This window comes from Nocardioides campestrisoli, from assembly GCF_013624435.2.
Taxonomy (GTDB): domain Bacteria; phylum Actinomycetota; class Actinomycetes; order Propionibacteriales; family Nocardioidaceae; genus Nocardioides; species Nocardioides campestrisoli.
The window spans coordinates 3,411,077-3,423,035 of sequence record NZ_CP061768.1; the positions used below are offsets into that span (position 1 = coordinate 3,411,077).

The 11,959-nt window shown below is 73.5% G+C and carries 12 protein-coding genes and 1 tRNA gene; 5 read left to right on the forward strand and 8 right to left on the reverse strand.

All coding sequences use genetic code 11. From position 1 onward, the window contains the following. Positions 1-52 precede the first annotated feature (52 nt). Positions 53-1,876, forward strand: a complete 1,824-nt coding sequence (locus H8838_RS16030) for an ABC transporter ATP-binding protein (RefSeq protein ID WP_185994611.1) — start codon at positions 53-55, stop codon at positions 1,874-1,876. A 68-nt stretch (positions 1,877-1,944) separates the two neighbouring features. Here H8838_RS16030 and H8838_RS16035 read toward each other — a convergent pair. The 7 genes from H8838_RS16035 to H8838_RS16065 form a co-directional block, all read right to left on the reverse strand. After that, positions 1,945-2,020, reverse strand: a tRNA-Ala gene (locus tag H8838_RS16035). 56 nt (positions 2,021-2,076) lie between these two features. Next, on the reverse strand, positions 2,077-2,883 hold the full coding sequence (gene sepX, locus H8838_RS16040) for a divisome protein SepX/GlpR (RefSeq protein ID WP_185994610.1): 807 nt from the start codon (positions 2,881-2,883) through the stop codon (positions 2,077-2,079). A gap of 93 nt (positions 2,884-2,976) precedes the next feature. Next, positions 2,977-3,597 carry a GNAT family N-acetyltransferase gene (locus H8838_RS16045; RefSeq protein ID WP_185994609.1) on the reverse strand — a complete coding sequence of 207 codons (621 nt, stop codon included), beginning with the start codon at positions 3,595-3,597 and terminating at the stop codon, positions 2,977-2,979. Continuing rightward, a complete protein-coding gene (locus tag H8838_RS16050) occupies positions 3,594-4,091 on the reverse strand; it encodes a MogA/MoaB family molybdenum cofactor biosynthesis protein (RefSeq protein ID WP_224766189.1) in 498 nt (165 codons plus the stop codon). The genes H8838_RS16045 and H8838_RS16050 overlap by 4 nt, the downstream gene beginning before the upstream one ends. Continuing rightward, complete coding sequence (gene moaC / locus H8838_RS16055) at positions 4,088-4,555, reverse strand: cyclic pyranopterin monophosphate synthase MoaC (protein WP_181312444.1); 468 nt, start codon at positions 4,553-4,555, stop codon at positions 4,088-4,090. The genes H8838_RS16050 and moaC overlap by 4 nt, the downstream gene beginning before the upstream one ends. Positions 4,556-4,577: 22 nt before the next feature. Beyond that, a complete protein-coding gene (gene glp, locus H8838_RS16060; RefSeq protein WP_181312443.1) occupies positions 4,578-5,828 on the reverse strand; it encodes a molybdotransferase-like divisome protein Glp in 1,251 nt (416 codons plus the stop codon). Beyond that, positions 5,821-7,230, reverse strand: coding sequence for a UTP--glucose-1-phosphate uridylyltransferase (locus tag H8838_RS16065; RefSeq protein ID WP_181312442.1), 1,410 nt, complete (start codon positions 7,228-7,230; stop codon positions 5,821-5,823). The genes glp and H8838_RS16065 overlap by 8 nt, the downstream gene beginning before the upstream one ends. Positions 7,231-7,253: 23 nt before the next feature. On the opposite strand from H8838_RS16065, the gene H8838_RS16070 reads away from it, so the two are divergent. Then, entirely contained in the window at positions 7,254-7,856 is a 603-nt protein-coding gene (locus H8838_RS16070; RefSeq protein WP_224766190.1) for a 5-formyltetrahydrofolate cyclo-ligase, read from the forward strand. On the opposite strand, the gene H8838_RS16075 is transcribed toward H8838_RS16070, so the two are convergent. Beyond that, positions 7,840-10,416 (reverse strand): penicillin acylase family protein, encoded by a 2,577-nt coding sequence (locus tag H8838_RS16075; protein WP_185994608.1) that lies wholly within the window; start codon positions 10,414-10,416, stop codon positions 7,840-7,842. The genes H8838_RS16070 and H8838_RS16075 overlap by 17 nt on opposite strands. A 44-nt stretch (positions 10,417-10,460) precedes the next feature. Between H8838_RS16075 and H8838_RS20375 the strand changes: the two genes are divergently transcribed. The 3 genes from H8838_RS20375 to H8838_RS16090 all read left to right on the forward strand — a co-directional run bounded on the left by H8838_RS20375 (position 10,461) and on the right by H8838_RS16090 (position 11,956). Beyond that, positions 10,461-10,784 carry an FmdB family zinc ribbon protein gene (locus H8838_RS20375; protein ID WP_181312440.1) on the forward strand — a complete coding sequence of 108 codons (324 nt, stop codon included), beginning with the start codon at positions 10,461-10,463 and terminating at the stop codon, positions 10,782-10,784. 116 nt (positions 10,785-10,900) lie between these two features. Then, the gene (locus tag H8838_RS16085) at positions 10,901-11,539 is read left to right on the forward strand and encodes an SAF domain-containing protein (RefSeq protein ID WP_181312439.1); all 639 of its coding nucleotides are present in this window, start codon (positions 10,901-10,903) and stop codon (positions 11,537-11,539) included. 48 nt (positions 11,540-11,587) lie between these two features. Then, positions 11,588-11,956 carry an MscL family protein gene (locus H8838_RS16090; RefSeq protein ID WP_181312438.1) on the forward strand — a complete coding sequence of 123 codons (369 nt, stop codon included), beginning with the start codon at positions 11,588-11,590 and terminating at the stop codon, positions 11,954-11,956. The last annotated feature ends 3 nt before the right edge of the window (positions 11,957-11,959 follow it).

Genomic DNA, 11,959 nt, shown 5'->3' on the forward strand with positions numbered 1-11,959 from the left:
GGGTGTCACGGCCGGAGACAAACCCGGACGCCCGGGTTCCTAGGATCACCCCATGCCCTCCCCCGACACGCAGGCGTCCATCCCTGCGTCCACCTCCGCGTCCGGCGCCGACCGGCCCCTGCGCGCACTGTGGCAGCGACACCGCACCTACCGCGGCCGGTTCGTGGCCGCCGTGGCCACCTCGACGATCAACAAGGTCGCCGACGTGATGCCCGAGCTGCTGATCGGCGCCGCCGTGGACGTGGTGGTGCGCGGCGACGCCTCCTTCGTCGCCGACCTGCTCGGCGTGGAGTCCCGGTACGCCCAGCTGGGCTGGCTGGCGGCGATCAACGTGGTGATCTGGCTGGTGGAGTCGGCCAGCCAGTACGTCGCCGACGTGCTGTGGCGAGGGCTGGCCCAGGGCGTCGAGCACGACCTGCGGGTCGAGGCCTACGACCACGCCCAGCACCTGGACGTGGGCTGGCACGAGGGACGCTCCCAGGGCGCGACGCTGGCCACCCTCAACGACGACGTCAACCAGCTCGAGCGGTTCCTCGACGTCGGGGCGCCGCAGATCCTGCAGACCACGCTCAACGTCATCCTGGTCGGGGCCGTCTTCGCCGTCGCCTCGTGGCAGCTGATGCTCCTGGCGTTCCTGCCGATCCCGGCCATCGTGCTCGGCTCGCTGGTCTTCCAGCGCCGGCTCGAGCCGCTCTACGCCCGGGTGCGGGAGACGGTGGCGGACCTGTCCGGCACCCTGAGCGCCAACCTCGGCGGCATCACCACGATCAAGGCGTTCACCGCCGAGGACCGCGAGCGCGACCGGGTTGCGGCCGTCTCCGCGGCGTACCGCGACGCCAACACCCGGGCGATCCGCTCCTCGGCGGCCTTCGTGCCGCTGGTCCGGCTGGCCATCCTGGTCGGCTTCACCGCCACCCTGCTGCTCGGCGGCTGGGCCACCCTGGACGGGCGGCTCGAGCTCGGCGTCTACTCGGTGCTGGTCTTCATGACCCAGCGGCTCCTGTGGCCCCTGACCCAGGTGGCCGAGGTGCTCGACCTCTACCAGCGGGGCCGCGCCTCGACCGTGCGGATCCTGTCGCTGCTGGAGGAGCGCAGCGACGTCCCGGCCGGGACCCGGAGCCTGCCCGCGCCGGTCGCGGGCCGGCTGGAGCTGCGCGGCGTCCGGGCCGGGTACGGCGAGGGGCCCGACGTGCTGCGCGACGTCGACCTGGTGGTGCCGGCGGGCGAGACCCACGCGGTCGTCGGCCCGACCGGCGCCGGGAAGTCCTCGCTGCTCCGGCTGGTCATGCGGTTCGACGACCCGCGCGCGGGCCAGGTGCTGCTGGACGGGCAGGACGTGCGCGACCTGGACTGGGAGTCGCTGCGCGGCTCGACCGGCTACGTCGCCCAGGACGTCTACCTGTTCGCCGGGACGATCGCGGAGAACATCGCCTACGGCCGGCCCGACGCGACCCGGGACGAGATCCGGGCGGCGGCCGAGGCCGCGGCGGCCTGGGAGTTCATCGAGGTGCTGCCCGGCGGTCTCGACGCCCCGGTCGGGGAGCGCGGGGTGACCCTCTCGGGCGGCCAGCGTCAGCGGCTCGCCCTGGCCCGCGCGCTGCTGCGCCGGCCCGCGGTGCTGGTGCTCGACGAGGCGACCAGCGCGGTCGACAACGAGACCGAGGCGGCGATCCAGCGCTCCCTGCGGGTGGCCACGGCCGACTGCACCGCGCTGGTGGTGGCGCACCGGCTCTCGACCGTGCGCCACGCGGACCGGATCTGGGTGCTCGAGGCCGGACGGGTGGTCGAGGCCGGCACCCACGACGAGCTGGTCGCGGCCGGCGGCGCGTACGCGGCGCTGTGGGCGGTGCAGACCGGGGACCAGCTCCCGGCCTGAACCCGGGCCACACTGACCCGGAACGCAGAGAAGGCAGGTCCCGGGGGACCTGCCTTCTCATCTGCCTCTGGTGGAGCTGAGGGGATTCGAACCCCTGACCTTCTCATTGCGAACGAGACGCGCTACCAACTGCGCCACAGCCCCAGGCGAGTAGGAACGTTAGCACCCGCGTGCCGCGCGCTCCCAATCGGGTTTGCTCCTCAGGAGCCGACGGCCCGGCGCTGCTCGCCCTCGTCGTCGCGGCGCGCCTGGTCGGCGTCGTCGGCGGCGCGGGCGATCGCGGCGTCCTGGTCGGTGCGGCCGGAGGTCCACACGCCGGTGGAGTCCAGGTCGATGGTCTGCACGCTGCGGCGCACGGCGGCGGGCTTGCCCACGTACGTCGGCAGGGTGACCGGCACCATGTCCCACATCGACGGGTCCGAGACCACGACCTCGGGGGCGGTGGTGACGACCTCGTCGCCGGAGACCGCGGGGATCCCGGTGGTCACGGTGTCGTCGTCGACCGGAGCAGGAGCCGGCGCCGCCGCCTCGGGGGTACGGGGCGCCCGAGCGCGGGAGATGCCGCGCTCCTGGCGCACCATCAGGCGACAGGCGACCAGCCAGGCCACGAGCAGCGTGGCGGGGGCGGCGACGTACCACCAGGAGATCACGCCGGCCGCGGCGACGGCGGTCACCGTCACCAGGAGACCCAGGATCAGGCTGAGCACGTTGCGGCGCCGGCGGGCGGCGCGGTTGGCCGCGGCGCGCCGGGCGGCCACCGTCGCGACCACGGGCGCGGGGCCCTTGGTCTCGATCTTCGGCACCGACGGAGCCCGGCCGGGGGTCACCACCAGCCGCGCGTCCCGCGGGCCGACCGGCTCCCGGCGCGCGAGCACGCGCATCGTGCGGGAGAACCGGTCCACGGACCGGGCGCGCTGGACCTCGTCGTGGTGCTTGATCGCCTTGGGGACCAGGTAGACGGCCCAGGTCACGGCGATGGCCACGAAGATCAATGCGCTGAGGTCCACAAGGTCGAGGTTAGGTTCGACGCCGCTGCTTGGGGCGCAAGATCACAGGTGTGTCGCAGAACAACTCGTGTGACTTGGACGCGAGCGGGTCCCTCAGCCCTCCCGGACCCGGGCGAGCAGCCCGTCGGGCACCTCCTCGGCGGTGATCGCGAAGACCCGGTGGTCGCGCCAGGCGCCGTCGATGTGCAGGAACCGGGGCGCGTAGCCGACCTCGCGCAGCCCCAGCTTCTCCACCACCCGCAGGGAGTTGGTGTTCTCCGGGCGGACGCAGATCTCGATCCGGTGCAGGCGCCCGGCGGTGAAGCAGTGGTCGATCACCATCGCCACCGCGCGGGGCATCACGCCCCGGCCTGCGACCCCCTGGTCCAGCCAGTAGCCGACCGAGGCGAAGAGGGCGGAGCCGCGGACGATGTTGTTCACCGTCACCTGCCCGACCAGCCGCCCCTCGAGCTCGATCACGAAGGGCATCGTGGTGCCCTCCCGCCCGGCCCGGCGCAGCCGACCGACCAGCTGGCGGAACGACGTGGGCCTGGCGTCGCCACCCGGCGGCACCGTGGCCTCCCAGGGCTGCAGCCAGACGGCGTTGCGCTGGCGGGTGGCGGTCCAGGCGGGCCCGTCGGAGACCTCGATCGGACGGAGCACCAGGGAGTCCTCGACCAGGCGCGCCGGCCACCCCGGGGCGGTCGGGGGCAGGGCCCAGCCGAGGGGCCTCATGAGGCGCCGCGGTCGTGGTCCGAGCCGACCACCTGCTCCACGGCGTGCCGCAGCACCGGCTCCAGCACCGCCAGCCCGTCGCGGACGCCGCCGCGCGAGCCCGGCAGGTTCACCACCAGGCACCGGCCGGCCACCCCGGCCAGCCCCCGGGAGAGCACCGCGGCGGGCTGGCCCTGCGCCACGCCGTACGCCCGGATCGCCTCGGCGATGCCGGGCACCTCGAAGTCCAGCACCGTCCGGGTCGCCTCCGGCGTCCGGTCGGTGGGGGTCAACCCGGTGCCGCCGGTGGTGAGCACGACCCGCGCCCCCGCCGCGACCGCCTCCCGCAGCGCCCGGGCCACCGGCTCCCCGTCCTCGACCACGACCGGCTCGGTGACGGCGTACCCCTGGGCGCGGAGGAAGTCGGCGATCACCGGGCCCGTCTCGTCCTCGTAGACACCGCGGGCGGCGCGGTTGGAGGCCACCACCACGCCGGCCGGCAGCGGCCCGGTCACCGGCGCCACTCCCCCGACTTGCCACCGGTCTTCGACTCGACCCGGATGTCGGTGATGGTGGCGCCCTTGTCGACCGCCTTGACCATGTCGACCACCGTGAGGGCCGCCACCGAGACCGCCGTCAGCGCCTCCATCTCGACGCCGGTGCGGTCGGCGGTGGAGACGGTCGCGGTGATCTCCACCGCGTCGTCGGCGACGCGCAGGTCGACCGCGACCGACGAGACCGCGATCGGGTGGCACAGCGGCACCAGCGCCGGGGTCTGCTTGGCACCCATGATCCCGGCCACCCGCGCCACCGCCAGGGCGTCCCCCTTGGGCACCCCCTCGCCGCGGAGCAGGGCGACCACCTGCGCGGAGACCAGCACCCGCCCCGACGCGACCGCCGTCCGGGCGGTCACGTCCTTGGCCGAGACGTCGACCATCCGGGCCGCGCCGCTCTCGTCGACGTGGGTCAACCGATCCATGGTCAGCTCCTCGAGATGTCCGTCAGTAGTCCTCGTCCAGGCGCAGCACCTGGACCATGTCGCCGGCGGCCAGGGAGGTCACGTCCTCCGGCACGACCACCAGCGCGTCGGAGGCGGCCAGGTCGCCGATCAGGTGGGAGCCGTGGCCGCCCACCGGCTGCACGAACGCGCCGCCCCGGTCGACCTGGTAGCTGGCCCGGACGAACTGCCGCCGTCCCGGCGGGGACGAGATGGTGTGCGTGAGCCGGGCTCGCCGGGTCGGACGCTCGTACGGCAGCCGCCCCATCATCCGGCGCAGCGCGGGCAGCACGAAGACCTGGAAGGAGACGTAGGAGGAGACCGGGTTGCCCGGCAGGGTGAAGATCGGGATCCGGTCCTCGCCCACGACGCCGAAGCCCTGCGGCTTGCCGGGCTGCATCGCCACCTTGCCGAACCAGACCGTGCCGAGCTCGGAGAGCGCCTCCTTGACCACGTCGTAGTCGCCCTCGCTGACCCCGCCGCTGGTCACCACCAGGTCGGCGCGGACCAGCTGGTCGCTCAGCGCGTCGGTGAAGGCGCTCGGCTCGTCGGGCACGATGCCCACCCGGTAGGCCAGCGCCCCGGCGGCCCGGGCGGCGGCGGCGAGCAGGAAGGAGTTGCCGTCGTAGATGGAGTCGTGGCCCAGGGCCGTGCCCGGGTCGCGCAGCTCGGAGCCGGTGGAGATGACCACCACCCGGGGTCGGGGCCGCGAGCGCACCGTGGCGCGCCCGACCGAGGCCAGCAGCCCCAGGTGCCGGGGGCCCAGCACGGTGCCGTGCTCGACGAGCCGGTCCCCGACCGCGACGTCCTCGCCGGCCCGGCGCACGTGCTGGCCAAGCGTCGGCGCCCGCTCGATCAGCACCTCGGCGACACCACGGTCGGTCCACTCGTAGGGGACCACCGTGTCCGCGCCGGTGGGCAGCGGCGCCCCGGTCATGATCTTGACCGCCGTGCCCGGCGAGAGCGCCAGGATCCGGGCCTGGCCGGCGCCGATCTCCCCGACCACCGGCAGCCGCACCGGGGTCTCGGGCGAGGCCCCCGCGACGTCCTCGCTGCGCACGGCGTAGCCGTCCATCGCGGAGTTGTCGAAGCCGGGCAGCGCCACCTCGGCGAAGACGTCCTCGGCCACCGCCATCCCCAGGGACTCCATCAGCGGCTGCGGGAAGTCGGGCAGCGGGGAGACCGTGGCCAGCACGCGCTGCACCAGGTCGTGGACGGTGAGGAGCCCCTCGTCGGCCGACGGTCCCTCAGGCATCGTCGCCCCCGGGGTCCTCCCCCAGCACCGCACCCGCCGGCACCCGCTGCGCCGACGAGGCGTCGAGCTCGACGTCGCCGACCAGGGTGACGCCGCGCTCGAAGGTCCAGTCGCCGTTGATCCGCACCTGGGTGGCCCGCCGCATCGACGGCGCACCCTCGGGGAAGCGCCGGTCGAAGTCGTCGACCAGCTTGTAGAACGTGCCGTCGAGGTCGACGAACGGCACCGCGGAGGCGCTCTGGTCCAGGACGAAGTCCGGACCCAGGTCGTAGATGTCGGAGCGCAGCACCAGCAGGTCGTCGGTGGTCTTGACCGGGACGAACCGGTCACGCCCCACCTCGATCGTCCGGGCCCCCTCGAAGACCTCGATCGCCGCACCCATCGCCGTCTCGATCTGGACCACCTGCGGGGAGGCGGGGTCCGCGGGGTCGACGGTCTTGACGTTGCGGATCAGCGGCAGGCCCAGGATCCCCTCGCGGGAGTCCAGGGTCTGCTCCATCGCGTGCAGGTCGAACCACAGGTTGTTGGTCGAGGTGTAGCGGTGCCGGTCCAGGTCGGCCAGCGCGCTCTTGTCGGAGTCCAAGGTCTGCGCCGACTCGCGCAGCACGATCCGTCCGTCGGACTTGCGCCGGGCGAAGTGCCCGCCCTTGCGGTCCGAGGCGGTACGCCGTACGGCCTCGATCGCGAACGGCGCCCCGGACCCGGCGAACCAGCCGGCGACCTTCGGGTCGGGCACCGCCCCCAGGTTGTCGGAGTTGGAGACGAACGCGTAGCGGTACCCCGCCGCGATCAGCTGGGCCAGCAGGCCGCTGCCGCGCAGGGCGGTGTAGAGGTCACCGTGACCCGGCGGGCACCACTCCAGGTCCGGGTCCTTGGGCCAGGCCACCGGCATCAGCGAGTCGGCCAGCAGCTTGGGCTCCTTGTTCTGCAGGAACTCCAGCGGCAGGCCCTCGACCGGCAGCTCGTCGTAGCGCGCGATCGCTGCCATCGTGTCGCCGGAGGTGCGGAAGCTGTTCATGAAGACCAGCGGCAGCGGGGCGTCGTACTTGGTGCGCAGGTGCAGCACCTGGCGGCAGATGATGTCGAGGAACGAGAGCCCGCGGCGCACGCAGAGCAGCGACTTCGCCCGGTCCATGCCCATGGAGGTGCCGAGCCCGCCGTTGAGCTTGATCGAGACGGTGGCCCGGATCGCGTCGCGCGCCGCCTCCTCGTCGACCTCGACCTCGGACAGCGACTCCATGTCCAGCGGCTCGATCGAGGACTCGGGGATCATGCCGGTCTCCCCGTGCTCGAGCAGCCGGTGGTAGTGCGCGAAGGTCTGCACGGCGACCTCGTCGACGCCGGCCGCACGCATCTTGGCGGTGGCCGCGGTCAGGCCCGCGGACTGTGAATGACTCCCCATGGAGCGATCGTAGGCTGGTCGGCGTGGAAGAGGTGCACGTCCCCCGCAAGACCGCCATGCGGGACCAGGTGCTGGCGGCCCGGCGGCGCCGCCCGCTCGCCGAGTCCGCCGAGGACGCGCGCCTGCTGGCCCAGCACCTGCTGGCCGCACCCCCCGTACGCCGGGCCGCGACGGTCGCGGCGTACGTCTCCACCGGGCGCGAGCCCGGCACCGGCGTGCTGCTCGACGCCCTGCGCGAGAGCGGCCGGCGCGTGCTGCTGCCGGTGCTGCTCCCCGACGGCGACCTCGACTGGGCGACCTACGACGGCCCGGGCACGCTGGTCTCGGCCCGCCGCGGGCTGCTGGAGCCGGTCGGCCCCCGGCTCGGGGTGGAGGCGATCACCCGCGCCGACGCCGTGCTGGTGCCCGGGCTGGCCGTCTCGTCGGCGGGCATGCGGCTGGGCCGCGGGGGCGGCTCCTACGACCGCGCCCTGGCCCGGGTGGCCGCGGACGTGTGGACCTGCGTGCTGCTGCACCCCGACGAGGTGGGGCTCGACGTCCCCGCGCAGGCGCACGACCGGGCGGTCCGGGCGGTGGCCACCAGCCAGGGCGTGCAGTCGCTCGACCCGCTCAGCCCCGGGGCGTGAGCACCAGGGTCTGCTCGGCCGCCCGCTCCACCGCGTCCCGGCTGGAGCGCCACGGCAGTGTGGCGCCGGCCACGAAGAGCTCGGTCTGGTCGACGTAGTGGCCGCTGGCCGGGTGACCGGAGACCCCGGTGAGGTTGATCCACCGGGAGTCGTCCAGGTCCGCCAGCGAGACCACCATCCGCATCGACGGCGCCGAGGTGACCGTGTAGTCGTCGCTGGCGTCCCACCCGGTGGCGTTGACCACCGAGGAGCCGCCGCCGATCCGGTGCCCGGTGCGGTTGAGCAGCCGCTCCACCACCCCGATCCCGGAGGTGCCGAGCGTCTGGTTGACCAGGTCGAGCCGGTGCAGGCGCCCCCAGCTCCACTCCGAGGGCCGCACCGACTGGCGCCGGGTCATCTCGTCGCGCGCGTCGATGACCGCCTGGCGCAGCACGTCGTCGCGCACCTCGCGGACCTCCTCGGTCGTGCGGTCGTCCCACAGCCGGTGGGCCGGGTCGTCGAGGAGCGCGTCGACCACGGTGAACCAGCGGTCCCCGCCGGTGGGGTGGATACGCGGCAGCAGGTCGTCGTGGAAGGCGAGCCGGAGCAGGTTGGCCCAGAGCACGTTGAAGTACGCCGCGGCCTCGCTGTCGGCGGAGTCCTGGAAGTCCCAGTCGCGGAGCAGGTCGAGGCCCTCGCGCTGGTAGGCGCTCTCGAAGCCGTCGAGGTCGAGCAGGTAGGGCACCAGGATCGGGCCCATCGCGTTGTGCTCGTCGGTCTGCATCTCGACCATGTCGTCGACGGTCAGCTTCTCCTTCGACTCGATCAGGGTCCGGATCCGCTCGGAGCGGAAGCCGTGGTCCCAGTCGTCGGTCAGGTGGAAGGGGTAGTCCCGGCCGACCACCGCCTGGTTGGCGGTGACCACGAACCCCTCCTCGGGGTTGAGCACCGAGGGCAGGGCATCGAACGGCACGAACTCCCCGGTCCAGTCGTTGCGGGGCAGCCACCCGGCCGCCGGACGCGAGCCGTCGTGCCCGCGCTGCCGGATCGGCACCCGGCCCGGCGCCTGGTAGCCGATGTTGCCCTCGGTGTCGGCGTACACGAGGTTCTGCGCCGGCACCGCGAACTTCGAGGCGGCCGCGCGGAACTCCGGCCAGCTGCTCGCCCGGTTCATCTGCAGGATCGCGTCCGCGGTCGGGCTCGGGTCCAGGGCGGTCCAGGCCAGGGAGACGGCGTACCCGCCGGGCGGTGACTCGCGGCCCTGCTCCCGGTCCTCGGCCGCCGCGTTGGCGCCCACCGAGGAGGCGTCCTGGGAGACGTCGGAGATCAGCGGGCCGTGCCGGGTCTCGCGGACCTTGAGGACGAAGTCGTCGGCGTCGCGCACCTCGATCACCTCGGTGCGGACCCGGAGCGGACGCTGCTTGCCGCCGTAGGTCCAGGTGTCGCCGTCCACCTTCTCCAGGTAGAGGTCGGTGACGTCGGGGCCGAGGTTGGTGAAGCCCCAGGCGATGTCGGCGTTGTGGCCGATCACCACGCCCGGCAGGCCGGAGAAGCTGAAGCCGGAGACGTCGAGGGTGCAGTCGGGGGTCCGGGTGCGGCAGTGCAGGCCCACCTGCATCCAGATCCCCGGCATGCTCACGCCCAGGTGCGGGTCGTTGGCGAGCAGCGGCTTCCCGGTGGCCGAGCGCTCTCCGGAGACCACCCACGAGTTGGAGCCGAGCCCGTCGCCGCGGCCCAGCATCGCCGGCACCGCCTCCAGTCCCTGCTGGACCTGCGCCAGCACCTGCGCGGCCTCGGGGGACGCCCCGACCGTGTCGCCGGTCTCGAACTCCCCGTCGGCCACCGTTCCGCCGGCGACGATCGGGGCGTGCCGCTGCTCGTCGTACGGCGGGTGCAGCAGGTCGACGGTCTCCTGGTCGTTGCCCACCGAGGCGACCACCCGGTCGATCTCCTCGTCCATGTTGCCGCGCAGGTCCCACGCCATCGCCTTGAGCCAGGCCAGGGAGTCCACCGCGGTCCAGCGCGCGGGCGTGTAGTCCAGCCCGGTCAGGCCCAGCAGCGTGTACTCCACCGCGATCCGGCTGGTCGAGTGCTGGGAGAGGTAGGCGTTGACGCCGGCCGCGTAGGCGTCCAGGGCGCGCCGGGTGTCCCCGCTGAGCAGGCCGAGCTCCTGCTGGGCGACGCGGCGCCACCCCATCGTGCGGATGTACTTGTCGGTCTCCAGCGCGGACTCGCCGAAGAGCTCGGCGAGCCGGCCGGCGGTCACGTGCCGGCGCACGTCCATCTCGTAGAACCGCTCCTGGGCGTGCACGTAGCCCTGGGCCCGGAGCAGGTCGTCGTCGGAGTCGCCGTACAGGTGCGGGATGCCGTGCTCGTCGCGCAGCACCGTGACGTCGCTGACGAGGCCGGGCAGCGCCCGCTCGCCCTCGGTCTGCGGGAGCGGCCGGCGCACCAGCACCACCGCGGTGGCCACACCGGCGACCAGGACGAGCACGAGCCCGAGGACGAGGAACGTCGAGATCCTGACCGCCCGGGGCCAGGTCGTGAAGGTGCTCCACCAGCTGCTCTCGTTCTCACTCATCGCCGTGCCATTGTGCCGGTTGCGCGTGGCGTAAACTCCACGCCGTGCCGACCTACCAGTACGCCTGCACCCAGTGCGGGCACGCATTCGAGCAGTTCCAGAGCTTCAGCGACGACGCGCTGACCTCCTGCCCGGAGTGTGAGGGACGCCTGCGCAAGGTGTTCAACGCCGTGGGCGTGGTCTTCAAGGGCTCCGGGTTCTACCGGACGGACAGCCGCTCCTCCAGCAGCTCGACCAGCAGCTCCACCAGCAGCTCGTCGAGCACGAAGGCGGCGGACTCGTCCTCGTCCACCCCGTCCTCCTCGTCCTCGTCCGGTTCGTCGTCCTCGTCGTCCGGCAGCTCGAGCAGCACTCCCGCCTCAGCCTGATCCCCGCCCGCAGCCGGGCCCGGGCCGGCAGCCCGAGGCTGTGGAGCACCTCCCTCCACCTGAGGGTCTGGGGACGACGTCGGCCGTCTCGGCTGGCTCGCCCCTAGCGTCGACCCATGGCCGACGCTCCCCCTCGCCGCCGACCGGACCTGCTCCGCCGGTTCCTGCGCACCCGGGTGCTGGCCCACCGCCGCGCCTGGGCCGCGCTCCTGCTCGCGCTCGCCGTGGCGTCGGGGCTGCGCACCCTCGCGCCGCCGGACCCGCCCACCGAGCCCGTGCTGGTCGCCGCCCGCGACCTGCCGGCGGGCACGGTGCTGTCAGCCGGCGACCTGACCACGCTCCGGTGGCCCCGGGGCACGGCGCCGGACGGGCTGGCGGCCCGGCCGTTGGGCCGGACGGTGGCAGCCCCGTTGCGCCGCGGCGAGCCGCTGACCGACGTACGCCTGGTCGCCCCGTCGCTGCTCGCGGGCTATCCCGGGCTGGTGGCGCTGCCGGTCCGCATCCCCGACCCGACGGCTGTCTCGCTGCTACGGGTCGGCGACGAGATCGACCTGGTGGCCAGCGACCCCGAGGCGGCCACCGCCGACACGGTCGCCGTCGGCGTGCCGGTGCTCGCGCTGCCCGGAGAGCCGGCCGACGGGTCGGGCCAGGTCACGAGCGGGCGCCTGGTGGTGCTGGGGCTGAGCGCCACGGAGGTGCGCGAGGTCAGCGTCGCGGCCTCCCGGCAGTTCCTCACGGTCGCCTTCTCGCGTTAGTTTGCTGTGGTGCGGGACACGGTCCCGACCGACCCTGAGGAGTGCGAGATGACCGGTTTCAAGAACTTCATCATGAAGGGCAACCTGGTCGAGCTGGCCGTCGCCTTCATCATGGCGACCGCGTTCGCCGCCGTGGTCACCGCGACCGTCAACCTGCTGATGGACCTGATCGGGAAGGTCATCGACCAGCCCGACTTCTCCGACTACGCACCGGGCGGCGTCTCGGTGGGCGCCTGGATCACCGCGGTGATCTCGTTCCTGATCCTGGCCGCGGTCGTCTACTACGCGATCGTGCTGCCCTACACCAAGGCTCAGGAGCGCTTCTTCCCGAAGAAGAGCGACGAGGGCACGCCGGCCGACGTGGCGCTGCTGGAGGAGATCCGCGACCTGCTCCGCGAGCGGGGTGGCCGGGTCTGAGCC